This window comes from Mycobacterium scrofulaceum (assembly GCF_001667885.1).
Taxonomy (GTDB): Bacteria; Actinomycetota; Actinomycetes; order Mycobacteriales; family Mycobacteriaceae; genus Mycobacterium; species Mycobacterium scrofulaceum_C.
Window position 1 is genome coordinate 65,659 of sequence record NZ_LZJW01000019.1, and the last position, 21,624, is coordinate 87,282.

24 protein-coding genes and 4 tRNA genes are annotated in these 21,624 nt (G+C 65.8%); 9 read left to right on the plus strand and 19 right to left on the minus strand.

What is annotated here, in order from left to right; genetic code table 11:
- Positions 1-57: 57 nt before the first annotated feature.
- The 3 genes from A5681_RS01995 to A5681_RS02005 all read right to left on the minus strand — a co-directional run bounded on the left by A5681_RS01995 (position 58) and on the right by A5681_RS02005 (position 3,063).
- Positions 58-1,056 carry a hypothetical protein gene (locus A5681_RS01995; RefSeq protein WP_156737806.1) on the minus strand — a complete coding sequence of 333 codons (999 nt, stop codon included), beginning with the start codon at positions 1,054-1,056 and terminating at the stop codon, positions 58-60.
- 703 nt (positions 1,057-1,759) lie between these two features.
- On the minus strand, positions 1,760-2,443 hold the full coding sequence (locus A5681_RS02000; protein WP_156737807.1) for a hypothetical protein: 684 nt from the start codon (positions 2,441-2,443) through the stop codon (positions 1,760-1,762).
- A 164-nt stretch (positions 2,444-2,607) separates the two neighbouring features.
- Positions 2,608-3,063 carry a hypothetical protein gene (locus A5681_RS02005; protein WP_156737808.1) on the minus strand — a complete coding sequence of 152 codons (456 nt, stop codon included), beginning with the start codon at positions 3,061-3,063 and terminating at the stop codon, positions 2,608-2,610.
- A gap of 356 nt (positions 3,064-3,419) precedes the next feature.
- On the opposite strand from A5681_RS02005, the gene A5681_RS02010 reads away from it, so the two are divergent.
- A complete protein-coding gene (locus A5681_RS02010) occupies positions 3,420-4,079 on the plus strand; it encodes a hypothetical protein (RefSeq protein ID WP_156737809.1) in 660 nt (219 codons plus the stop codon).
- Positions 4,080-4,258: 179 nt separating this feature from the next.
- On the opposite strand, the gene A5681_RS02015 is transcribed toward A5681_RS02010, so the two are convergent.
- Positions 4,259-7,522, minus strand: a complete 3,264-nt coding sequence (locus A5681_RS02015) for a serine/threonine-protein kinase (protein ID WP_067268914.1) — start codon at positions 7,520-7,522, stop codon at positions 4,259-4,261.
- A 114-nt stretch (positions 7,523-7,636) separates the two neighbouring features.
- Positions 7,637-7,711 (minus strand) — tRNA-Val (locus tag A5681_RS02020).
- A gap of 179 nt (positions 7,712-7,890) precedes the next feature.
- Here A5681_RS02020 and A5681_RS02025 point away from each other — a divergent pair.
- The 3 genes from A5681_RS02025 (at position 7,891) to A5681_RS02035 (ending at position 8,153) form a co-directional block, all read left to right on the plus strand.
- Positions 7,891-7,963 (plus strand) — tRNA-Gly (locus A5681_RS02025).
- A 28-nt stretch (positions 7,964-7,991) separates the two neighbouring features.
- A tRNA-Cys gene (locus A5681_RS02030) sits at positions 7,992-8,065 on the plus strand.
- Between the two features lie 13 nt (positions 8,066-8,078).
- Positions 8,079-8,153, plus strand: a tRNA-Val gene (locus A5681_RS02035).
- A 378-nt stretch (positions 8,154-8,531) separates the two neighbouring features.
- Here A5681_RS02035 and A5681_RS02040 read toward each other — a convergent pair.
- The 4 genes from A5681_RS02040 to A5681_RS27940 all read right to left on the minus strand — a co-directional run bounded on the left by A5681_RS02040 (position 8,532) and on the right by A5681_RS27940 (position 11,449).
- Positions 8,532-8,822 carry a hypothetical protein gene (locus tag A5681_RS02040; RefSeq protein WP_197498478.1) on the minus strand — a complete coding sequence of 97 codons (291 nt, stop codon included), beginning with the start codon at positions 8,820-8,822 and terminating at the stop codon, positions 8,532-8,534.
- Positions 8,823-8,878: 56 nt separating this feature from the next.
- Positions 8,879-9,394: a hypothetical protein gene (locus A5681_RS02045; RefSeq protein WP_231996192.1), complete on the minus strand. Its 516-nt coding sequence runs from the start codon at positions 9,392-9,394 to the stop codon at positions 8,879-8,881.
- A 35-nt stretch (positions 9,395-9,429) separates the two neighbouring features.
- Positions 9,430-10,896 (minus strand): hypothetical protein, encoded by a 1,467-nt coding sequence (locus A5681_RS02050; RefSeq protein ID WP_067268916.1) that lies wholly within the window; start codon positions 10,894-10,896, stop codon positions 9,430-9,432.
- A gap of 418 nt (positions 10,897-11,314) precedes the next feature.
- Complete coding sequence (locus tag A5681_RS27940; RefSeq protein WP_269454937.1) at positions 11,315-11,449, minus strand: hypothetical protein; 135 nt, start codon at positions 11,447-11,449, stop codon at positions 11,315-11,317.
- A 232-nt stretch (positions 11,450-11,681) separates the two neighbouring features.
- Between A5681_RS27940 and A5681_RS02055 the strand changes: the two genes are divergently transcribed.
- Positions 11,682-11,996 carry a hypothetical protein gene (locus A5681_RS02055; protein ID WP_067268917.1) on the plus strand — a complete coding sequence of 105 codons (315 nt, stop codon included), beginning with the start codon at positions 11,682-11,684 and terminating at the stop codon, positions 11,994-11,996.
- 73 nt (positions 11,997-12,069) lie between these two features.
- On the opposite strand, the gene A5681_RS02060 is transcribed toward A5681_RS02055, so the two are convergent.
- The 8 genes from A5681_RS02060 to A5681_RS02090 form a co-directional block, all read right to left on the minus strand.
- Entirely contained in the window at positions 12,070-12,360 is a 291-nt protein-coding gene (locus A5681_RS02060; RefSeq protein ID WP_067268918.1) for a hypothetical protein, read from the minus strand.
- Positions 12,361-12,452: 92 nt separating this feature from the next.
- Positions 12,453-13,124: a hypothetical protein gene (locus A5681_RS02065; protein ID WP_067268919.1), complete on the minus strand. Its 672-nt coding sequence runs from the start codon at positions 13,122-13,124 to the stop codon at positions 12,453-12,455.
- A 10-nt stretch (positions 13,125-13,134) separates the two neighbouring features.
- A complete protein-coding gene (locus A5681_RS26965; RefSeq protein WP_156737810.1) occupies positions 13,135-13,392 on the minus strand; it encodes a hypothetical protein in 258 nt (85 codons plus the stop codon).
- A 218-nt stretch (positions 13,393-13,610) separates the two neighbouring features.
- Positions 13,611-14,105, minus strand: a complete 495-nt coding sequence (locus A5681_RS02070) for a hypothetical protein (RefSeq protein WP_067268920.1) — start codon at positions 14,103-14,105, stop codon at positions 13,611-13,613.
- Between the two features lie 147 nt (positions 14,106-14,252).
- Positions 14,253-14,615: a hypothetical protein gene (locus A5681_RS02075; RefSeq protein ID WP_067268921.1), complete on the minus strand. Its 363-nt coding sequence runs from the start codon at positions 14,613-14,615 to the stop codon at positions 14,253-14,255.
- 122 nt (positions 14,616-14,737) lie between these two features.
- On the minus strand, positions 14,738-14,968 hold the full coding sequence (locus A5681_RS02080; RefSeq protein WP_067268922.1) for a hypothetical protein: 231 nt from the start codon (positions 14,966-14,968) through the stop codon (positions 14,738-14,740).
- Between the two features lie 38 nt (positions 14,969-15,006).
- Positions 15,007-15,756 (minus strand): hypothetical protein, encoded by a 750-nt coding sequence (locus A5681_RS02085; RefSeq protein ID WP_156737811.1) that lies wholly within the window; start codon positions 15,754-15,756, stop codon positions 15,007-15,009.
- Between the two features lie 137 nt (positions 15,757-15,893).
- Complete coding sequence (locus A5681_RS02090) at positions 15,894-16,238, minus strand: DUF732 domain-containing protein (protein ID WP_067268924.1); 345 nt, start codon at positions 16,236-16,238, stop codon at positions 15,894-15,896.
- A gap of 606 nt (positions 16,239-16,844) precedes the next feature.
- Between A5681_RS02090 and A5681_RS02095 the strand changes: the two genes are divergently transcribed.
- The 3 genes from A5681_RS02095 (at position 16,845) to A5681_RS02105 (ending at position 19,643) form a co-directional block, all read left to right on the plus strand.
- Positions 16,845-18,791 carry an alpha/beta hydrolase gene (locus A5681_RS02095; RefSeq protein WP_067268925.1) on the plus strand — a complete coding sequence of 649 codons (1,947 nt, stop codon included), beginning with the start codon at positions 16,845-16,847 and terminating at the stop codon, positions 18,789-18,791.
- The gene (locus A5681_RS02100; RefSeq protein WP_082968164.1) at positions 18,772-19,350 is read left to right on the plus strand and encodes a hypothetical protein; all 579 of its coding nucleotides are present in this window, start codon (positions 18,772-18,774) and stop codon (positions 19,348-19,350) included. The genes A5681_RS02095 and A5681_RS02100 overlap by 20 nt, the downstream gene beginning before the upstream one ends.
- A 62-nt stretch (positions 19,351-19,412) precedes the next feature.
- Positions 19,413-19,643, plus strand: coding sequence for a hypothetical protein (locus A5681_RS02105; protein WP_067268926.1), 231 nt, complete (start codon positions 19,413-19,415; stop codon positions 19,641-19,643).
- On the opposite strand, the gene A5681_RS02110 is transcribed toward A5681_RS02105, so the two are convergent.
- Positions 19,640-19,975, minus strand: coding sequence for a DUF732 domain-containing protein (locus A5681_RS02110; RefSeq protein WP_067268927.1), 336 nt, complete (start codon positions 19,973-19,975; stop codon positions 19,640-19,642). The two genes, A5681_RS02105 and A5681_RS02110, sit on opposite strands and share 4 nt — an antisense overlap.
- Positions 19,976-20,276: 301 nt before the next feature.
- On the opposite strand from A5681_RS02110, the gene A5681_RS02115 reads away from it, so the two are divergent.
- Positions 20,277-21,197 (plus strand): cation diffusion facilitator family transporter, encoded by a 921-nt coding sequence (locus A5681_RS02115; RefSeq protein ID WP_067268928.1) that lies wholly within the window; start codon positions 20,277-20,279, stop codon positions 21,195-21,197.
- Between the two features lie 15 nt (positions 21,198-21,212).
- Here A5681_RS02115 and A5681_RS02120 read toward each other — a convergent pair whose 3' ends face one another.
- Positions 21,213-21,557 (minus strand): DUF732 domain-containing protein, encoded by a 345-nt coding sequence (locus A5681_RS02120; RefSeq protein WP_067268929.1) that lies wholly within the window; start codon positions 21,555-21,557, stop codon positions 21,213-21,215.
- Positions 21,558-21,624 lie beyond the last annotated feature (67 nt).

The window sequence follows — 21,624 nt, forward strand, 5'->3', positions numbered from 1 at the left end:
GGCCCCCTCGTCTTGGAACACGCCAGGATTCACGTCGCGGTCGCTTCATGCCGCGCTTCAGTGGGAGCCCATGTCGACGGTCCAGTAATGTCCCCTCGGGCCGCCGACGAAGTGCGCCGCGCCGGCATCGGTGAGGACGGTCGGGTTGCCGCCTGGGTTGGCTGCACAGGCCAAAATCTTGTTGCGGTGACCCCAGTTGTTAGCGCCGCCGTCATCTTGCATCCAGAACTGCAGGGCGGCCGCTTCCGAGGGGAACCCGTCGGCGACGATCTCCCCGGTGTTCGAGTATCCGGCCTGGGTGATGGGTCCGCCCTGATCCGTGGTCAGGCCTCCGCTCGCGGTCTTATGCATGTTCGGATAATTGTCGACCGCACTAGCGTCCATCGTGGCGATGAAGCCGTTGTGGGTTGCCGCCGTGTTGTCCAACGCCCCCGAATCGGCAAACGGTTTCGGGCAGGGGTTCATAAACGCGCCGGAGGTGTCCCATTTGTTGCCTTGCTTGTCCGTGGGGTGCGGGGGATATTTGCCGGGATTCAGCCGAGCGTCGTTGACCGCGGCGAGCAAGGCCGCATCGGGCCCGCCGCTCCCCTTGGCCGCTGGGGCTCCACCGGGATTGAAGCCGGCCTCCGGTTTGAGACCACCCGTGTTGCCGACACCGGCGTCGGCGTTCTCCTGCCACGTTTGTTGCCGCCGCTGCGGACTCACGCACACCGCATCACCGTCGAACGCCTCGCGCCACACCAAACCCGAAGTGCAGGTCTTCGGCCCATAAGCGCCGCCAGGCACATAGCCCACACCCTTTGCGGCGGCATTGTTTTCGTCCTGAACGGTCTGGGCGATGTTCGAAGGTACGCAAACCATATCGTTCGCTCGCGCTTTGCGCGGAACCAAATTGGCCATGTCGTTGGGAATGCAACCACCGTTCGCCGACGCGGTCGGTAACACCGTCACACCGCTCAGCACGGTGGCCGCCGCCACCCACAATGGCAACATAAGCAACCGCAACCCGGCTAGCAGCGGATTACGCGCAGCTTGCGATGTCGTACTCACCGACATGAGAAGCTCCTCTCAATTCACCTGCTACCTGACGCTATGCGCAGCGGGATGGTCGGGGAAATAGGGTGTTTCCCTATGGGTTTCGAGCCAGAGCACGTGCAACGCGCACCAAAGGCGGTTCGGTGAAGGCGCACGAAACTAGCCGATGTCGTTGGGTGGCGGCGGATACGGTGGACAGTAACCCGCGTGCTGCTGTGCGCCGAGGACCGTGCCGCACCGGTACCCATTCCAGTCGAGGTTTTCTCGCCGGGTGTCGGGCGTTACGCAAACCGTGTCGCCGTCGAACGCCTCCCGCCACACCGATCCCTGCTTACAACTCTGCGGCCCATAAGGGCCGTTGGGATCGCGCCGGTCGGCGGCCGCGGCGTTCTCTTGTAATGTGCGGGTGCGATCACCCGGGCGAACACACACAGCGTCACCGGCCCGCGCCTCCCGCCATACCAGGCCTTGCACACATGTATTGGGCCCATACGGCAGGTTCGGGTCCGCCCGCGATGGGGCTACAGCGAATGCGATTGCGCCCGCTGCCACCGCCGCCAAGAGGCAGGAGGTATGGGCAAGCTTGTGCATGTCGACTCCGGCACTGCGCTTGAGCCGGTAAGGGACTGGCATGAGACGCTCCCCTCTCTTGGTTCTGGCGGAACCGGAAGTGCCCTCCACCGCAGGGCTGCACCCTTTTGGCGACTCCTGCTGCAGCAGCCGGTTATTGGTCGCAGACGAACTTGGCGACCGAGTCCCAGTTGCCGTTGTGGATCCCCGCGTTTCCAGGACCGAAGTCTTCATAGCCGCCGCGCGCGCTGCCGTCGGGGTGGATCATGCCCGCGTATCTACTGTTCCAGCCGTTGTTCCAGATCACGCTGAAGCCGATGTCACTGCCCCTGATGCCTGGCCCCGCGTTGATGGTCCCTTTGACCTCGGGTCCGCCGTGTCCCTCGAAACTGGCCTGGCCGGTCAATGATGTGTACGCGAAGACCTTGTAGCCGTTGTCTTCAGCGAGGATCAGTTCGTCAGTGACGCCGCGCCACTTCTGACATGCGCCTGCGGCCGTAACCGTTCGAGAGGCCGCGGCCGCGTTGTCGGCGGCCGCCTGATCGCGCACGTCGGGCGTCACGCAGACCGCGTCGCCCGAATAGGCATTGCGCCAAACGAAACCGGGCTTGCACACGTTGCCGCCACCAGGTTGGACGTTTTGTGCCGCGACGGCATTCTGTTGTGCGGTCTTGTCCCAGACTTCAGGCGTGACACAGACCGCATCCCCCGGCCGCGCGGCGCGCCACACGAAGCCGGGCTTACACGCAGGAGCCGGTGGGTCGGCCTTTGCAGCCGGCGCTTCGACGAGCAGAGTCGCGCCGCAAAGGATGATGGTGCAGAGCACTGTCCCCGGCATGGGTCTCGTTGACATGGAGGTCCTTTCGGCTGCACACGGGTTCGACACCGTGCGGTTCTCACGCTATGCGTGGCCAGACAACCGGTGATATCAGTGATTTCCCTATAATTTGGCGTGGTCCTGCGGCGTCGGCCCCGAGCACAGGCTCCCCACAGGACCAGCCCTTAAAAGGGTCGGACGGATCGTGTATCCACCTGCATGCCGTGGCCGGTACGGTCATTGGTGAAGCTGACGGTGTCCGCGGTCGCAGTGACGGCCCACCCTTGGGCTTCGTACTTGCCGGGCCTCAGCTCGAACTTGCCCGCAAGCGCTCCGAGGTCGGCGTCCACGAATTGAAACTTTCCGTCGGCACTGATGCTCACGGTGTGGAACGGTCTGCCGGCCGGGTTGATGGGCCAGCTGTCAGAGGAGGTTTGGCATGCGACCAGTTCGGCATTGATAGAACAACCAATAGCGTTCGATGCCGTGGTCACCCGCACGTAGCCCTGGTCGTTGGCGGTCAATGAGCTGGGTGGCGTCGGGGGCGGCGAGGTGGAGGTCAGCTGATACGACTGCGGCGCGGTAATCGCCATGGTGGTCGCTCCTGCTAGGGCCACGGCGACGACGGCGATCAGCGGCATGATCACATATCGGACGTCCCTGGCGGTGACTCGATTCCGCATCCGGCCCCTGTCGCTCGGAGGTTCGAGGTAGCGACCGATGCTAGCGCCGAATTGGTCCGCGCCACATCAGGGAAACCCCTACATTGCGACCGCTTTCCGTGAAAGCGGCCGCGGCGCGCGGCGCCCGCAGCGCCAGTCCGGAATTAAATAGGGAAACTCCGTATTCCATCCCCATCGCGGCGGCGCTAGCTTTCAAACGGCGACCAAAGGAAACGTCGATGGGGGTCATTCTCATGTCTTGTCACGCGCCAGTAGGGGGCGCTTCCCTGACACAGTCCGGCCGCGAGGCAACGCGGGCAGCACGCAAACTGGGGGTGGGATTGATACCCGTGCTCTATGGGGCCGCTCTTACCGTCCTGGGCCCGGTGGCGGCGCCCACCGCTTCGGCGAATGGCGGCTGCATTCCCGGGGACGCACCCGGGCTGGTTCCGCGTCAGGCCCGACCGGGTGACAACGTCTGCGTCTCGCCCGCAATTGCGGCGGAAGTCCAGGCCGAAAATGCCGCCGCAGCCGACGGCAAGGGCTACGCCGGTGGCGGCGCGTACGGACCAAAGACGTGCGTTTCAGGGTTGGTGTGGCGCGAGGCGTACGACGGCGACGCGGTGTGCGTCAGCCCGCAACGGCGCTCCGAAACGTGGCAGGAGAACGCCAACGCCGGGGTCGGCGCCACCGGTGGATTGAAGCCGCAGACCAATCCCGCTGCGGCGGGCGGACATACGGTCACCTATCAGGTTCTTGGCGCGGGTGACGTCTTCTCCGCCATTCCCGACCCCGGCACCCCGGTGTATCCGGCGAGCACCACCACGTGGGTTCCCACACCGTGGTCGCAGACCGTGCAGGTGACCGGAAGCAAGTTTCTGGCCTTGAATTACACCGATCATCACGGCACGCATGACTGCTCGATTCTGGTGGACGGCCAACCCGTGCACCTCACCGAGCACACGCCGGGACGCTGCGCCTACCAGATACCCTGATCTGTCCGCGGATTCGGTCACGGCCGCCCGTGCAGTCAGCACCCGCACGCCCCCGCCCGAGCCTGGTCGTTCGCGTTCAGCCATAAGGTGGTTTTGCCTATGCCCGCCTCTCCAGCAGCAGTAGGCACTTATCGGGGCCACCAGTTGGCTGCAACCAGGGCCCAGGCGGCCGATCCCCGTCAACCGAGGCCGGCGTCGATGAGCAGCCGCGGCAATCCGTGTTGGGCGCACTGGGCACACACCAGTGCGAGGTCGTCGCGCGCCTCGTCGGCGCGCCCGACGGCCGTAAGGGTTTCGACCAGCAGCAGGCGGGCCTGCAGGTTCGCCAGCGGCCGGGCGGCCGCGTCGATACCGGCCAGCAGCGCCTTGGCGTTCCGGCATGCCCGGTCGCGGTCGTCACGGGCGCGGCTTCGGGCGAGCAGCCGGATGCCGGAGGCCGCGTCGAGCTCGGCGGTGACGGTGGCGATGCCGTTCCCGTCCCGGGGCACGTCACCGGCGGCCCGCAGCCGGTCGGCCTCCGCGGGCTCGAGTTTCAGCCCCAGCCGGACCCGTTCGTGGTTGATGGCGGCCGCCAGGCGCGGCAGCCGCAGCTTCTCGGCGACCGCCATCCCGGCGTCGAGACGGCCGATCGCCTCCTCCCGATCACCTTGCGCGGCTTTGATTTTGGCACCGACGACGTAGCGCGCCGCCAGATAATCGACCCCGCCGCCTTCCGGGCCGAGGTGATAGCTTTCTTCCAGCAGCTCGGCCGCCTCACCCAATTCGCCCGTCTCGTAGAGCAATTCGCCGAGCACCGCGCCGGCGATGCGGGCCGCATAGGAGTGCGGGCCCACCGCCGATCCGATCTCGAACGCTTCGCGGAACTTGCGCAGCGCGAGACCGATGTCGAGCCGTTGGCGGGCGGCGATGCCGGCCCAGCTGCACGCGTAGACGGCGCCCACCGCGCCAACCTGCTCGTTGAAGGGCTCCGCCCAGGCCAGGAGTTGCTGCGCGGCCGGCAAATCGAAACGGTAGATCGCCGCGAACGCCAACGCGGTGGCCGCGGCCTGCGGCAGCACCGGACGCAGCTCGTCCGCGCTGGACACGACGTCGGCCAGCAGTTCCTCGAGCCCGTCGGTCCGATCGGCGTAGATCTCGGCCACCGCCCGCACCACGCTGGCCTCCAGGGCCAGGTCCGCGCGCCTGGTCTCGGGCAGGTCCGCCTTGGCCAGCGCGGCGGTGAAGCGCTGTAGTGCGGCCTCGGTGGCCTCGCTGCGGTGCAGCAGGATGTTGGCCCACGCCGACGCGAGCTGCAACAGCGGCCGGGAGACCACGAGCTGCGGGGGCAGCTTCTCGACCAGGCCCAGAAAGGTCGTCATGCGCGACTGGTTGATCAGCGCCCTGGTCTCCAGGCGCTCGACCAGATCGACCGCGTGCGCGGTCTCCCCCGCGGCCAGCGCGTGGTCGACGGCCTCGCTGATGAGGTCATGCTCGGCGAACCACTCCGAGGCCGTGTGGTGCAGCTCGGCGAGACGCCCGGGATCGTCGCGCTCGAGCCGGCGCCGCAGGAACCCGGCGAACATCTGGTGGTAGCGAAACCATTGCGGGGCATGGTCGATGTGCCGCAGGAACAGGCCACGCCGCTCGATGTCCTCGAGAATGGCGTGTCCGCCACCGACTTCGGCGAGCACCGATGCCAGCTCCCCGCAGATCCGTTCGGTGATCGAGGTCGCCATCATGAACTCGACCAGCTCGAACTCCAGGGTGTCCAGCACATTCTCGGCGAGGAACTCTTCGACCGCCTCGTCGTCACCGGACATGCGGCTGACCAGTTCACCGGCGTCGCCGCCGCCGCGCAGGGACAGCGTCGCCAGTTGCAGGGCGGCGACCCAGCCGTCCGTCGACGCGGTCAGGGCCGCGATATCCTCTCCGGCCAGCTGCAGCCCCGCGACGTCATTGAGCAGGGACCGCGCCTCGTCGGCGTCGAAACGCAGCTTCTCGCAATCGATTTCGACCAGCTCGTCGCGGACTCGCAGCTTGCTCAACGTCACCGCGGGGCGCGACCAGCTGGTCACGACGATCTGCAGATGATCACCCCCGTGCTCGATCAGGAAGCGCAGGGCATCGATCGCTTGGGGGTCGGACACCCGCTGCCAGTCGTCCACGACCAGGGTGAGCGGTTCGCCAAGGTCGTCGATCGCGTCGATCAGCGAGGTCAACACGTAGCGGGTCGCCTCGTCGCCGCGCTGTTCGAGCATCTGCTCGAGCGGTTCGGCGAGGGCGGGACGCACCCGCCGGATCGCGGCGAGCAGGTGGGCGAGGAACCACACCACGTTGTTGTCGTCGGCGTCCACCGTCAGCCAGGCCACCGTCACGCCGGCGGCGGTCAGTTCGGCGCGCCACTGGGCCACCAGGGTGGTCTTGCCGTATCCCGACGGCGCGTGCAAGAGGATCAGCCGCCGCCGCCCGGCCTCGCGAAGCAGCGCCATCAACCGGTCGCGCGGAACGAGCGATCGAGTCGAGGCGGGGGGACGGAATTTCGTCGCCGGCGCCGGCGGCGTCGACGCGGTCTCGCGAGCGCGGTACGCGGCCGCCGGGACTGTCGATCCCGCGAGGTCGACGGGCACGACCATCGCGTCGACGGGGATCCGGTGACGGCGTTGCGCCTCCCGCAGCTGCTCGCCATATTGGAGCGCGGTGACCGGCCGGCGCGTGGGGTCGCGCGTCATGCCGGCGTCGATCACGGCGATGACGTCGCCGGGCACGCCCCGTTCGGTCAGCATTTCGGTGACCGACCGGGCCATCGGCGGGTGGCCGGTCAGCGCGCAGAACAGCGTGGCTCCCAGCGAGTAGACGTCGGAACCGGTTGTCGGCGTGGCTCCTTCGAGCAGCTCGGGCGCGATGAACGCCGGTGAGCCGATGACCACCCCGGCGCGGGTCTCGAACCCGCCGGCGATCCGCGCGAGGCCGAAGTCGGTCAGCTGCGGCTCGCCGTAGTCGGTCAGCAGGACGTTTCCCGGCTTCACGTCGCGGTGCAGAATGCCGGAACGGTGCGCGGCCTCCAGCGCCCCGGCGAGCTTGACGCCGATGCTGAGCACCTCCGGCCACGGCAGGGGGCCCTGGCCGCTGACCAAGCCCCACAGTGACCCCTTGTCGTGGTAGGGCATGACGATGAACGGCCGGCCGCTGCGGGTGGTGCCGGCCTGCAGGACCGTGACGATGTGCGGGTGCCCGGAGAGCCGGCCCATCGCGCGCTGCTCGCGCAGGAAGCGGTCGAGGTTGTCGGGGTCGAGGTCGTTGGTGAGCACCTTGACCGCCACCAGGCGGTCGAGCTCGGGCTGCGCGCAGCGGTAGACGACCCCGAATCCCCCGCGCCCAATCTCCTCGACATCCTCGAAATCGAGTTCCGCGGCGACCCCGGCGATCAGATCCTGCTGGATCGCCTCTGCGTCCACGTCGGCCATCGACGGTCTCTGTCCTCGCGACTAAGGCCGGTGCGCCTTGCACTGGTCGTGTCACCATATCGCGGAATGACCTGCGGCGATGGCGGGAAAATTCGCGCTCGAACAGCCAATTGGTGGTGGTCCCGGCTGGGATCGAACCAGCGACCTTCCGCGTGTGAAGCGGACGCTCTCCCACTGAGCCACGGGACCTGCGCCGAGAGGCGAACGACGTCGAAGACTAGCACGGACCGGCTCCCCCAGTATGGGCCGCGTGCGCCTGTCGGGGTCTGCGCTAGCCTGGACGCGGCTCGTACCAAGAAATTTGTATGTGCCCGCTCACGTGGACTATCGTCGTGCTTCGCAACGGGCGACGATCTCGTCCGAGGCGCGCGGATGTAGCGCAGTTGGTAGCGCATCACCTTGCCAAGGTGAGGGTCGCGGGTTCGAATCCCGTCATCCGCTCGAAGGTGCAAGTGGCATCAATCCCAGCGGTGGAGTGGCCGAGTGGTGAGGCAACGGCCTGCAAAGCCGTGCACACGGGTTCGATTCCCGTCTCCACCTCCAGCTTTTGACCCCGGCGCGATTAGCTCAGCGGGAGAGCGCTTCCCTGACACGGAAGAGGTCACTGGTTCAATCCCAGTATCGCGCACCACGTTTGACGTGCGAAAACGTCGCGTATCCGTCATTGGCAAGACGTGTCCAAGACATTCGATCACGGTTCATCGCCCCGATCTCCGCTTAACGCCATGACCCTCACGCCGCGCCGTGTGACTTCCTACAACGACTGGCTTACGGCGTCGTGGCGAGTAGTACGGAAGTCTGAGTCTGGGACATCAGCCACGCCGCCACCGTGGTGATGTTCAGCGTCAATCTGGCCAGCCTTTGGTGCCGCGCGGAGAGGCGGAAAACTCCGTTGCTGCGGCACCTTGCCGGGACAAGCAGCTTGCTAAGCCAATGGACACCGAGGACGACTGAAACGTTCGTCTGCTTTCCCGGCGGCTCGCGCCTGCCACGATTTCAGAGCCAGACCTCAGTGCGCGAGTGCGCGGCCTTCGTCTTGGCAGCCGGCGATGAAATCAGCGGGAGAGTCCACTCGGGTGACCTTGCCGCTTTTCAAATCGCTGTTGAGCACCCTTTGGCAGTACTGGGCCCAGTCTGTGCTGGGGCCCAGTTGGACGTGGTACTGCTGGATCTGTTCGTCGATTGCCTGTTTGCCTTGCCCATAAGACGGGGAGTCAGGATCGGCCGCCGCGAGAGGCACAAACGCGAGGGAGGCGGCGCTGATAAGCGCTGCCAGGCCCAATCCGCGACGGTAAATCACGGTGAAATCGTACCTCTTTGCCGACGTCACAGGCTTTGTGCGAGCTGTGAGGTGCTTCAGAAAGTCCATGATCCGGCGGGGTCAAGGACGAACCCGCGGTTGAGTTGTGGGTCGATACAGGCGGTGAGCCGGTCAGCGCCCACCACGCAGGTGATATCTGCCTTGGTGATTTTTTGGCCGACGTTGAGCAGCGGCGTGGTGATGATCGGGCATCCGGTGCCCTTCTGGAAAGTGTAGGGGCCGAGGTCGGTCGGCAGTGATGTCGGCGATCCCACCATCGAGCAGCCGTCGCTGCCCACCGGGGCGTTGTCAGGAAGCCCCGGAAGCGGTCCGTCACAGCTTGCGCTGACGTGATCACCTGGCTTGGCCGAATTGGGCAAAATGCATTGCAATCCGTCGGGGGTGGCGAAATAGGCGGCGCCGCCCGCGCGGGCGGCCGAGGTATAGGGTCCGGGGTCGACAGCTTGAAAAGCGTTGAGGTCGGGAAACTTTGGCGGTGCTGCCGTAGCGACGCCGGGAGTTGAGCGGGAACACCCCATCCCCAATACCGCGATCGCGGCGGTTGAAGCCACTATGGCCGCTTTGCATGACACGCTGTCTCGCCTCCCTAATGTTGGACGCCGAAGCTGGTCGTCCAGGTGTTCGGGTCATAGATCGGTCCTGGCGGCCACGTACTCACCCGCAGCTGGACCGTTTCGAGCCCAGTTGCCGGATTGAGGGATGTGCCGATCACGGTGGGACCGTAGACAGTTGGCAGTTGGCTCGGCGCGATCAGTGTTTGGGGTGTGGCCCCCATCAGTCCTTGTGGGGTAGCCGCGGTGATGGCCTGCACCGGTCCGCCGTTCGTGGCGCCGACAAGCATGAATCCGCCGCCTTGCAGCGAAACCACTTGGCTCTCACGGTCACCGGGCAGGCTGACATCGCCCACCCGCTGCAAGGAATTGACCCACGCATTGGGTTTGGCCGGGTCGATCGGTCCCGACACCCACAGGCCCCGGTTGGTGTCGCCGACTTTGTTACTGGTGTTCCCGATGATCACCATCTGCCTGGTTGCGGGGTCATATACCCCGGAGGCTTGATATATCCCCGGCAGGTCGCCCACTTTGACGGGGTGACCGGGGTCGGTGTAATCCCAGACGCTGCCGTTCGTCGCGTACTCGTTGACCCCATCCTGAACGCTCCCGTCGGGATGGCTGAAGAACGCGTACCGGTGACCGTCGGGGCCCAGCGCGGTTCCCGTCGGCAGTGGCCGGGTGCCCGGCGGACCCTGCGCCAATTCTGAGGCTGGGCTGCGGGGGAAGCCGTCGCGCGGATCGCCGCCAAACGTGGGGCCCTGCCCGTCCTGGAACTGGTCCTGCAGGTCATAGGTGTTCTGCTCGTGCTGGGGTGGCCCTGCAGGGCCGGTGATCCTGGGATCGGGAGCAGCGCCTTGCCCATCCCCGAAGCCAGCCGGCTTGAACTCGCCCACGGCCTGGGCCTCCTGCGGGGTCAGGTTGCCGTTCGCCTGCGCCTGATGCAGCGACCTCGTGTAAACGTCGCGGATTGAATTCATCTGCTTCAAGGCGTCGCGCGTGTCATCGTCGGCGTCCGCGTGCGCGTCTCGGATCAACGTCTCCAGCTGAGCCCGACTCTTCGCGTCGAGCGGCCCTTGCAGATCCTTCTTCGCCGCAGTGATGAGTTTGTCCAAGAGCCGCAGCTGGCGCTCCAGTAAGGCGATCTCCGCGGCGCCCTCCTTCTGCGCCGCGGCCAGCATGCCGGCGATGTTCTCCAAGTCGTCGCCGATCTTCGGCAGCTGCTCCGTATGTAGCCCAAGGGATTTGGTGAGGCGCGCAACCTCTGCGGAGCCATTGATCGGATGGTCGCCGTCCTGGTGATTCCAGGCGGCGTCGAATCGCTTACGGGCCTGCTCGAATGAGTGCTCGGCCTCCGCGGTGCAGCGGCCCGCGGCATGGAAGGCCTCTGCGAGCTGAGAAATCTGGAATGGGCTGCCCGCTTGCAAGCTCTGGTTGACCGCCCACGGATCACCCCCGGCGGCACCGACCAGCTCCGCCTGGCTCAGATTCTCAAACTGCATCCCACCGTAAGCGGCTGGCGGTCAGCGCCGACGAAATCACCGCACCCTTCTCAAGCCGGTTTAACACCGTGAATGAGCAACCGTCAAATACCGCGGATGCGTTGATAACCCGCGGACTCATAGCTCACGCACGCCGAGGTCTAGCTGGGCCGAATCCAGCGGCCGGATCGCGCCGTGTTCGGCTGGGCGCCTTGGCTATTCGTGTGTGTGAGAAACCACCTGGCTCGTTCACCAAACCCAAAGGATGCGTTCGCCGTCGGCGTGCGCATGGGCCGCCGTATAACGCGGCGAGCTGGCGTCTTGACGTCGAACAAGGGTTTGCGGCTCGCAACCCGCGCGGGTCGCCACCGGTCGACTGGGGTTGTCGTCGCCGCGCTAGTAGCGGCCGCGGGTTCGGGCGGTCGCGAACCTGGACAGCTCAGTTCCCGATCGGTGGCTTGGGTTCGCCCAGCACCGGAGGGTACGGACCCTCGCCCTCTTCTGGCACGACCGGCGCGTCCTCCCCTGTCTGGGCGTCGTCGGCGGTGTCGTCGTCTTCGTTGCGTCGGGTCATCGGCTTTCCTTCCTGGCGATGGATAGCCCATACCCACACGCGATGGTCGGAACCACGTCAAACGATGAGTTCCACAACGCGGTCGCGGCCTACACCAGCGGCGGCTGACTAGCGGTGCTGGCGCTCATCCCCCACTGCCCTGGGGAAAGTGTCCCCTTCGGCGCTCTCGGTCGCTCCAAGTCGATGAACGCAAGCCCGAACGACGGGCCGCGACGACCTACAGGAGACCACCATGAAGAACACCCACAAGCCGATCCGGTTCCGCTACGTCGCCACGCTGTTCGGCGCGCTGGCCATCGTCGCGCTGGCACCTGCCACCGCTTACGCCGAGCCCAGCGGGCCCACCGGCGGGGGCGGCGGATGCCACTACACCGACCCGGACGGCTATGACATCCCGATCGACGAGGGCCAGGGCGTGATCGTCGCCGGCAAGCTCGTCACATGCACCAACGGCAAGACGGTCGTCACCGACGCGCCGGCGCGCACCCACCCCCGCCCGCCGGTTTCACCGCCCAATCACCTGCCGGTGCTCACCCGCAAGGCGTAGACACCGCAACCACACTGACGCCGTCACTCACCGCCGGAGCCGCCACCGTGAAACGCGGTGGCGGCCGCCGACTTTACGGATGCTCCTGAACGACGCACTCCACAATGCGATTGGCCAAGCGCGGGTCAAATCCCATGTGCGAGACCTTCTGCGCTTCGGCAGCCGGGGTAACACCGGAGTTGAGATCCTGCTCGATGGTCCCGATGAGCTGCTGGTTCTGGTAGTCGTGTTCCCACAGCGGAATTTCGGTAATGCTTCCGACGCAGTTTCCGTAGCCGCTCAAGTCGGCACGAGCGGGCGCGGGCGCCACCATCGCGATGGCTACGCCGACGGCGGCAGCAACACACAACGAACGCACGGTCATCTGGTTACCCCGCCACGACGCTCGGCAATCAGCAAACGGTTTGCGCCCGGCCGCCCGCGGTGGGTGATCGTTTTTCCCGGCGCCGGCAGCAGTCAGCACTCGAGCCCGTAGCCGCCGCGCAAGTCCTTGTGAGCGGCCTCCAGCGTGCGGTCGCACAACTGGACGAGCGCCTCGAGGTCGAGATCCGATTCGCTGCCCAACCTGTCCAGCCATACCGTCTCCACCTTCCTCAGCTCGGACCACTTGAGTTCGCCCTCGTAGTACACGGTCACGTCATCCTGCGGGGCGGGGCATGCCGTGGTCTGCGCCAATTGCCGCTTGCACGAATCCAATTGGGTCAGTGAATAGCCATGCTCGCGGAACTGGCGGTCCCACTCGTCGAGCAGGAGACTGACCGCGTCGCGCACCGGCGGCGCGGCGTAAACCATCAGTTCGGCCACCCCATCGTCGAGGCCCAGACGCATGCGGAAGTCGTAGAGCTCCCGGATGGCCTCGGCGCGCCGCTGGCTGGCGACCTCCTCGGGGGTGCCGGAGCCCTCGTATTGGGCCGCCCTTTTGACGTAGATGGTCGCCGAGATCAGCGACTTCAATACAGCCTTCTTGTCATCGGCCGCCCGCTTCTCGAAGTCGAGGACCCGTTCGTGTCGGCGGTCTTCCTCCTTGTTCCTGGCGTCGATGCGCTTCGTCCAGATCGCGACGGTGGCGCTCGAAACCACCGACGCCAGAGGCACGAGTGCGTTGGTCAACAGCGTCGCCCAGTTCATTCGCCGGCCCTTACCCGCAGTAGCCGGGGGGCGGCGCCGGGGCGCCACGCGGCACCACGGTTTGGTTGCAGAGGCCCGATTCCGAGTGCGGATGTTGAGCCGCGGTGGGGTTGAGGCTGGGCGTGTTCGGCGGTGCGGGGTCGGCGCTGGCGATCGCCGCGGTCAGCCCCATAGCGGCCATCCCCAGCCCAGCGGCGAGAACGGTGCCGGCGGCCAGCCTCGTCAGCCTTGACCGAGCGATGCGGTCGAGGTGATCGGGTGTGCTCATGATGTTCCTTTGTGGTCGCATCCCCCGGTGGGTGCGCTCCGCAGGTGGACCATCCCCGCCGATTGGACAGTTTTCGATATCGCTGCCGGCGACCGTTACGGGCGAGCCGGAGTTCCGTGCCGGGAGTGGGTTGCGCCCAAACCTAGATCGAGGTTATTCGGGCGGCCAGAGAGTGTCTGGCGTTTGCTGAATTTGAGTACTAGCGGCGTCGGGCGAATTCACACCCGCTCAGCCTTCATATCCATGTCGATCGTGCCTTGGCAGGCGCCGCTCAAAATGTCGGTGTGCATGAGGCCGTCGAGCGATCCGTCGGGTTGCGGCGTGTAGGTCACGGTGGCGCGCGCCGGATTCCACTGGATAGATGTGTCGGGCATCATGCAGTCCCACTGGAAATCGTTGGTTTGCGACCAAGACTTTCCGTCCCACGTGAATTGGACGGGCTGCGGAACCGTCGGGTTGGTCGGTGGCGGACCGCTGACGATCGTGGCGACACACTTTCCGTTGCTGCAACTCGAGCGGATGCCATAGGTCTCGGTGTGCTGCACCTCGGGATTGCCGACCGCCATGCTGGTCCCGGCCTTTGGGCCGACCATGAACGTGATCGCGTATTGGCCGTTCCACGACGGATTGTCGGCGAACGCGGTCGGGGGCAGTGACAGGGCGATCGGAAGCGCGCATAACCCGGCGAGACTTTTCCAGCGCTCCGGTGCCATCGTTTCTCCTCCGCGGCCGTACCCATCCAATAGTCATCCGCCGATCCGCCGCGGACAAGATTCTGGCCGATGATTTACATTAGGGAACCTCGGCCCGGCGAGGACTACTCGCGGTCGACGCGCTGCGTGCAGACGCGCTTTGTGGACTCAGTCAGATGACTCGTCGGAATCCGTGTCGTCCTTGTCGTCGTCGTCTTCGTCGTCTTCGTCGTCTTCGGAATCCTCGTCGTCCCCGTCTTCGGAGTCCTTGTCTTTGTCTTTGTCCTTGTCCTTCTTGCCTTTGTCCTTCTTGTCCTTCTTGTCCTTGTCCTTGCCCTTCTCCGAGTCCGCCGATTTGTCGGAGTTGTCCAGCTTGTCCGCGAATTTCGTCAGGAGCTCAGCCAGTTTGCGGGCCTCATCCGAATCCAGCGAATCGATGAACAGTTGCTCGTCGGCATCCGAGACGCGCTGAACAAAAACCGCGTCGTCTTTGATACCGACGTCCCACCGGCCACCCTCGTCACGAGCCATCTGATGCCGCCTTTCAACTAGCTGATTGCACAACCGACGCGCCCGACGCGTTGCAGCGTTGTTTACCCACTTGTGCCGGTCACGTCTCACCTATCGGGCCCAATGGGCCTGATGCGCCGGGCTTAGGGCGCGATGGGCCGCTTGAAGAAGCACGCGACGGAAAACGCCCCGCGGTGGTCGGCGTCGAGGCCGACCATCTCCCACCCCAGACGGCCGAGCTCATCCGCCTTCAGTTTCATCTCGTCCATCGCGGTGTCCCCCTCGCAGAAATCCCACGTGTACTCCCACTGCTGCGGATACCACTTGCCATCTGAGGCCAGCCACCATCCGGGCCCCGGTGAAGGTTTGTCCATGTGGTCGTGAGTACCACAGGCGGCGCGGGCCTCAGCGGCTACGGCGCGTACGCCCAACCGAGAAAGATGTTCTGCCCGTCGTGAGGGCTCGGTCTGATTTCCCGGATGTGCGGCGGGGTGAAGTAATTGGCGGTCAGGTATTGCCCGTTGCCCTCGCTGAGCATCACGTGTCCCGCGCCGTGGTCGAACCCGGGATTGCTGGTGAAAACGAGTGCCCCTTCCGGGATGTTGTCCGGGCTGGCGTGGATCTGCCCTTTGCGGTTGAAGTCGTTGAACGCATCCATCGCCGAGGGGTACCGGAACGCGTGGTTGTAGGCCTGTTCGACGAACGTCTCGCATTGCACGGTGTTGTTCGGGTCGCTGGCCATCTGGTCCCGCGCCCACGCGAGAGCGCGTGCCGCCCTGTCCTCGCCGGCGTTCGACGTGGCCGCTGCCGCGACGCCCCCGCCGGCGCAGTCGGGCCCGAGCGCGTCGAGAGTGCGCGTGTCGATGTCGACATCGGCGACGTAGTGACCGTCAGTTGTCTTGTACCAGAGGCTGTCCCAGCCGCCATTGGCGATCTGGTAGCTGTAGAAACCCTTCACGGGCTCGCCCGCGGTATGGCACACGAGAGTCAGTACCTGGCCGGCGTTGTAGACGCCCTCCTGGCCCGACTTCGGGGTTGGCCCGACCATGCGGTTGGTGGTCGGCGCTTTGACGGTGGCAGTCGTGTCAGCTCGAGCGGGCGCGGCGCTGCTCAGACCCAAGGCAACAACGGCTGCCGTCGCGGCCGCGATCGCTGATCTCATCGCTTCGTCTTTCTGCCACGCCCCGTATGAAATTGATCGGGACGCTACACCCGCACCAAAGACCACGTCACTGAAATGGTGACAAAACTCGATGAGCGATTCGTAAAGGAACCCGCGGCGATTTTAACGGGCCAATCTCAGCAGTGGTCGGTCCAACACCGCTGCAGGGGGCAGTACGTCGAATGCGCGAGGGCCACCATGGAATGCACGTCCCCGAACGTCACGTTCCGCGGATCCAGGTTGGCGTGGACGCTCTGAGCGATCTGGTCATACGTCCAACCCCACCCCAGGTCGTCGCAGATGAGGCGCCCCATCCCGGTGAGAGCGGCGTCGTGCTCCGGCGGCCAATTGAAGCCCTGGGCACGCAGCTGGGCCAGATAGGCGTCGTCGAGGGGATCGGCGGCTGCGACGCCGCTGGAGAGAATGGCGGCACCAGCCGTGACGAGTACGGCCAGTCGGGTCAGCCAGCGACGTGAGGACATTCGATGCGCTTCCTTTCCTCGCGCCGGCGACAACGCCGTCCGGCGACGGCTGCCCAACGGCAGGAATACGAAGAATAGGAAAGGCAGGGAAAAAGCGGATTATGAAAAGCTGAATAGTCGGCATCGCGCCGGGCGTCAGCCGGGAGGCGGTGGCGGTGGCGGAGGCGGAGTCCATCGCCGCCCATCCGTCGTCCACCCGCACGGCAGCCAGTTCAGCTGGGGCCCGTCGAACGTCAGACACTTCGGCGTGCCCGGCGTCGGCGTGGGGCTCGGCGAGGGCGAGTCAGCGTGAGAGGGCGCTCCGCTGAGCATCAAAGCCCCAACGGCCACAAATATCGCTGCCGACTTCCTCATCGCGATTCCGGTGAATTGTCCAACCACCAGAGCGAGTCGCTAGCCTTCGGCCTGCGCGTTCACGCTTCGAATGCTAATTGTCCGAACTGCTGACGGCCTGGAGAATTCCTGCCAATCGGCCGTGTGGCGAGCCCGCCGAACGACGTGCGGCCGCCCCCAGACCGTGCTCGGGGTGAAGCGTGCAGCAGGGCGTCCGATAGTAAAGTTCACCGGCATGGGAGGCGGCGACGCCGCAAAACAGCAGGCGGTGCGATGCAGCTCCGGTACATAAGCGTTCCGGCGCTGATCGCCGAAGCCGGCGGCGATCCGTGGGCGATCAACCAAAGCCTGCAGGCCGGTCGCCCGTTTCAGATTTCGAATCTTGCCGAGGCTTTTCACCAGGCAGGCCGCTGCACCCAGGAAGCGAACGAGAGTTTCGAACAGGCCCGCAAGCGCTTCGACGCGGCCTGGAATCATCAGAACGGCGACCATCCGATCAACGCGTCCGCCGAAGTGCAGCGCGTCACCAAAGCACTGGGCGCCCAATCCCTCCAGCTGCCCAAGATCGGCGCCGACCTGGAAAACATCGCGGCAACCCTGGCCGAGGCGCAGAAGGCCGGGGCCGGCGACATCGCCGCGCTGGAAGGTGAGCTGCAGAAGCTCGACGACCTGATCGGCCAGGCGGTCGACATGGAGAAGGACCCGCACCTCAGCACCGCCGACAGGCAGGCGCTCGACGCCCTCGTCCGCGCCTGCGAAGACGACGCCATCAGCGACACCAAGGCCGCGCTGGCACAGCTGCAGGCGTTGCGCACCGGCTATTCGGCCACATTGCATACGTCGCTGGGCAATCTGCGCGCCGACGGGTACGACCCCGAGTCACTGCGCCAAGTCGACGCCGACACGCAAATCCCGGCGCCCGACACCAAACCCGAGGACGTGCATCGCTGGTGGACGTCCCTGACACCCGAACAGCGGCAGCGCTTCATCGCCGAAAACCCAGACCAGATCGGCAATCTCAACGGCGTCCCGGTGCTCGCCCGCAGCGACGCCAACATCGCCGTGATGACCCGCGACCTCAACCGGGTGCGCGACATCGCCTCCCGCAGCGGCGTATCCGTCGACGACGTGCTCCGCGACCCGGCGAAGTACGGGCTGTCGTCAACCGACATCACCCGCTACCAGAACGCCAACGAGACCAAGCAAGGCCTCGACCACGACGCCGGCAACGATCCGCTGCACCCCAACCCGACGTACCTGTTCGCCTATGACCCGTTGGCGTTCGGCGGCAAGGGCCGCGCGGCGATCGCCATCGGCAACCCCGACACCGCGAAGAACACCGCGGTGATCGTGCCGGGGACGAGCAGCAGCGTGAAGGGCGGCTGGCTGCACGACGGTCACAACGACGCCATCAACCTCTTCGCTCAAGCCAACGCCGCCGACCCCAACAACCCGACGGCCGTGATCGCGTGGATGGGATACGACGCCCCCAACGACTTCTCCGACGTCCAACGCATCTCCACCCCCGAACTCGCGCGGGCCGGCAGTGCGGCGCTGGCGCAGGACGTCAACGGACTGTGGGCGACCCATCTCGGTGGCGGACAGCACGTCACCGTGCTGGGTCACTCCTACGGCTCGACGACGGTGGCCGACGCCTTCGCCATGCACGGCATGCACGCCAATGACGCTGTGCTGCTTGGCTGTCCGGGCACCGACGCCGCCAAGAGCGCCGCCGATTTCCACCTGGACGGCGGCCATGTGTTCGTCGGGGACGCCTCCACCGACCCGGTCGGGATGCTCGGCCAACTGAATGGCTTGAGCAAGCACTTCTTCGGCGACGACATCGTCGGGCAGGTGATGGGCAGCGACCCCGGGCTGGGCGCCGACCCCGCCGCCGACGGCTTCGGATCGACGCGGTTCCGCGCCGAGGTGCCCGGCGCGAACGGCATCAACCCCCACGACCATTCGCACTACTACTACCCCGGAAGCGAGGCGCTGCACAGCATGGCCGACATCGTTTCTGGCCACGGCGACGCGTTGGAAGCCGACGGCCTGATGGCCGGACACCGCCATCAGATCGGCGGCATCCAAATCAGAATCCCCGGGCTGCCCCCGGTCACCGTCGGACCGCACACGCCGGCGGTCGTGGACCCGGAGTGGAACCGTTCACCAGGCTCTGTCACCGACGATCACTTCTTCGATGGCCAGCACCACCATTGAGCGTGGGCGCCGGTCGCGGCAAGCAACGCTTGTCGCGCTGGCGGCCGCCGCCACGCTGCTGATAGGAGGATGCGGTTCCGTGTCGCCCACCCAACATTCCCCCGGCTCGTCTCATCCGGTGGATGATTCCGCGCACCCCCTGACCGACGATCAGGCCATGGCCCAGGTCGTCACTCCGGCCAAACAGATTGCGGCCATGGCGAATTTGCAAGGGGTCAGTGGCGGTTTTTCGTTCGCCTCCTGCAACGACCAAGGAGATCCGCCCTACATGGGCACCGTCACAATGAGTTTCCTGTTACAGGGAGACCCCGAGGCGTACTTCCAGCAAGTGCGCGCCGCGATGGTGGCCCACGGATGGAACGACGGGCCCCCACCGGGACAGCACTACTTCGGTACCACGCTGAACAAGGACGGGGTGACGGCGAACATGGGTTACGTCCCGTCCGACCACAACTACGGTCAAATCATGTTGTACGGGCAATGCCGCAACACCACCGATCACCGCCACGACGGCAAGACCAACACCACCAACATCACCGGCGAGCTGAACGCGCGATGACATGAACCACGCACATTCTTCGGCCCCGCAATGACTTTCGCCAGAAGGGTAGAGTCGCGGGCATGAGCTTGGTCGAGTGGCTGAAAAGCCCGCACCACCTGCGCACGCGCTTGATGATGGAGCGTCAACCGATACGCAACGTCGAGATGGAGACCGTCTTCCTCGAAATCTCGCACCGCGACGCGCTCCTGCGGTTTCCGGTGATGTTCATGCTGCTGCCGAGGCGTTCGGGCTCGTCATCCGAGCGCACCCCGCGCCCGGATCAGGAGAAGTTACCGCCGAAGGTCGACTAGCTCTGCGTGGCTTTGCTGACGTACTGCGGGCAGTACGACTGCGTCGCCGCGCCGATGAAGTAACCCGAATTGTTGTCGGTTAACCCGAGCGCGCTTTTCACGTCGGCCAATGTCTGCGCCAGGGTCGCGCCATTCGTCCAGTCCTGGCAAACACCGTGCCCGGCGTTGACGACGGTTTGGTTCGACAGGTTCGGGAAGCTGATTCCCTGTTGTCCGAGCGCCTGCAGGAAGACGTCGTCCGTCGCGTCCGCGTTCGCCATGGGCGCGGCGATGACGGCCATGCTGGCCATACCCGCGGCAACTGAGCAGGTCAAGCGTGCGGTGTTCTTCATGGTTGCTCCTGAGGGGGGATCATTTTCTCGCTGTGAGTTTCTGTGTGCGCGTCGATGAGTTAATCGTTCCGCCACCCGATACTTTTGCACACGCGCCGCGTCGCCGCTCGGCAAATGGCAAACTTTTTATTAATTGACGAATGCGGTATTTAAGGTGAGTATTGCCCGCCCGCAGCAATGGGCGCGCGAAACGACGCGACGACACCGGCCACGGTGATACCCGGTGCGGCGCGGCCGCCCGCGCTCACAGGTGCCCACAAATGGAGTTGGGCGCCGGCGTGCGTTGCGGCATGCTGGCCGTATGCACCTCGTCAACGGCGTCCGCGACCCCGCGGCAAGTTTTCCCCTCGACACCGTCACCGACGATGCGGCCGAGCGCCGGCAGGCCAACCGGGCCGTCGCCGTCAGCGCGATCGGGCTGGCGCTGACCGGGCTCGTCGAACTGGCCATCGCGCTCCTGTCCGGTTCGGTGGCCTTGCTCGGCGACGCGTTGCACAACCTGTCCGACGTCTCCACCAGCGTGCTGGTGTTCGTCGGGTTCCGGGCGTCGCGCAAAGTCCCTACCGAGCGCTACCCCTACGGTTACGAACGCGCCGAAGACCTCGCCGGAATTGGTGTCGCACTGGTGATTTGGGGCAGCGCCGCCGTGGCCGCCTTCGAGAGCGTCAACAAGCTGCTCCGGCACGGCGGCACCGGATACGTGGGCTGGGGCATTGCGGCGGCGCTGGTGGGAATCGCGGGTAACCAGCTGGTGGCCCGCTATAAGTTGGTGGTGGGCAAGCGGATTCGCTCGGCGACCATGGTGGCCGACGCCAAACACTCCTGGCTGGACGCGTTGTCGTCCGCGGGGGCGATGCTCGGCCTGATCGGTGTGGCGGTCGGCTGGGGCTGGGCCGACGCGGTGGCCGGGATCGTCGTCACGGGATTCATCTGCCACGTCGGCTGGGAGGTGACCTCGGACATCGCTCACCGCCTGCTCGACGGCGTCGACCCCGAAATCATCACGACCGCTGAGGCCGTCGCCGCCACGGTGCCGGGCGTCACCCACGCGCACGCCCGGGCCCGATGGACCGGCCGGACCTTGCGGGTCGAAGTGGAAGGCTTCCTCGACCCCGGGACGCCGCTGGCGGCGGCCGATCGAATCGGGCGCCTCGTCGCCGCCGCGTTGGCGCCGCGGATCCCCGAGATGCACAACTTCACCTGGACGGCGCGCGCGGCATAGCGTCCGTCCGCGCCGTCAGTTACCGGGGGTGCCCTCCGGCTTCGGGCCGCGGTCCTCGCCGGTGACGTACTTCGGGCAGTAGTGGGCCGCCGAAAGATACGTGAACTTGGCCGCGCTGGCGCCCTGGAATGCCGGGTTCTGGTTGCGGAGTTGGGTCACGATCTCGGCGGTGGACTGGCCGTCGTCGAGCAGGTCGCAGACGGACTTGCCGATCGTGATGGCGTTGCCCCCGTCCTGGTAGGTGATGCCGGCGTCGCGCAGGTCGGTCAGAAAGTCCTGATCGTTGTTCACATCGGCGGAGGCGGGCGCGGCCAGGCCGATCGCGGCGGCCGCGCCGGCCAGAACGAGTAGGAATCGCATAACGCAGCGATTCTCGCAGACCCGTTGGCGAATGGCACCTCGCCGGGAAAACGGCGGGTGAACTCTC

Excerpts from the sequence above, each read along its gene's own strand:
- A5681_RS01995 (WP_156737806.1), bottom strand. The coding sequence starts at position 1,056 with ATGTCGGTGAGTACGACATCGCAAGCTGCGCGTAATCCGCTGCTAGCC.
- A5681_RS02000 (WP_156737807.1), bottom strand. The coding sequence starts at position 2,443 with ATGCCGGGGACAGTGCTCTGCACCATCATCCTTTGCGGCGCGACTCTG.
- A5681_RS02005 (WP_156737808.1), bottom strand. The coding sequence starts at position 3,063 with ATGCCGCTGATCGCCGTCGTCGCCGTGGCCCTAGCAGGAGCGACCACC.
- A5681_RS02015 (WP_067268914.1), bottom strand. The coding sequence starts at position 7,522 with ATGGCCGACGTGGACGCAGAGGCGATCCAGCAGGATCTGATCGCCGGG.
- A5681_RS02050 (WP_067268916.1), bottom strand. The coding sequence starts at position 10,896 with ATGCAGTTTGAGAATCTGAGCCAGGCGGAGCTGGTCGGTGCCGCCGGG.
- A5681_RS27940 (WP_269454937.1), bottom strand. The coding sequence starts at position 11,449 with ATGACCCGACGCAACGAAGACGACGACACCGCCGACGACGCCCAGACA.
- A5681_RS02055 (WP_067268917.1), top strand. The coding sequence starts at position 11,682 with ATGAAGAACACCCACAAGCCGATCCGGTTCCGCTACGTCGCCACGCTG.
- A5681_RS02060 (WP_067268918.1), bottom strand. The coding sequence starts at position 12,360 with ATGACCGTGCGTTCGTTGTGTGTTGCTGCCGCCGTCGGCGTAGCCATC.
- A5681_RS02065 (WP_067268919.1), bottom strand. The coding sequence starts at position 13,124 with ATGAACTGGGCGACGCTGTTGACCAACGCACTCGTGCCTCTGGCGTCG.
- A5681_RS26965 (WP_156737810.1), bottom strand. The coding sequence starts at position 13,392 with ATGAGCACACCCGATCACCTCGACCGCATCGCTCGGTCAAGGCTGACG.
- A5681_RS02070 (WP_067268920.1), bottom strand. The coding sequence starts at position 14,105 with ATGGCACCGGAGCGCTGGAAAAGTCTCGCCGGGTTATGCGCGCTTCCG.
- A5681_RS02075 (WP_067268921.1), bottom strand. The coding sequence starts at position 14,615 with ATGGCTCGTGACGAGGGTGGCCGGTGGGACGTCGGTATCAAAGACGAC.
- A5681_RS02080 (WP_067268922.1), bottom strand. The coding sequence starts at position 14,968 with ATGGACAAACCTTCACCGGGGCCCGGATGGTGGCTGGCCTCAGATGGC.
- A5681_RS02085 (WP_156737811.1), bottom strand. The coding sequence starts at position 15,756 with ATGAGATCAGCGATCGCGGCCGCGACGGCAGCCGTTGTTGCCTTGGGT.
- A5681_RS02090 (WP_067268924.1), bottom strand. The coding sequence starts at position 16,238 with ATGTCCTCACGTCGCTGGCTGACCCGACTGGCCGTACTCGTCACGGCT.
- A5681_RS02095 (WP_067268925.1), top strand. The coding sequence starts at position 16,845 with ATGCAGCTCCGGTACATAAGCGTTCCGGCGCTGATCGCCGAAGCCGGC.
- A5681_RS02100 (WP_082968164.1), top strand. The coding sequence starts at position 18,772 with ATGGCCAGCACCACCATTGAGCGTGGGCGCCGGTCGCGGCAAGCAACG.
- A5681_RS02105 (WP_067268926.1), top strand. The coding sequence starts at position 19,413 with ATGAGCTTGGTCGAGTGGCTGAAAAGCCCGCACCACCTGCGCACGCGC.
- A5681_RS02110 (WP_067268927.1), bottom strand. The coding sequence starts at position 19,975 with ATGAAGAACACCGCACGCTTGACCTGCTCAGTTGCCGCGGGTATGGCC.
- A5681_RS02115 (WP_067268928.1), top strand. The coding sequence starts at position 20,277 with ATGCACCTCGTCAACGGCGTCCGCGACCCCGCGGCAAGTTTTCCCCTC.
- A5681_RS02120 (WP_067268929.1), bottom strand. The coding sequence starts at position 21,557 with ATGCGATTCCTACTCGTTCTGGCCGGCGCGGCCGCCGCGATCGGCCTG.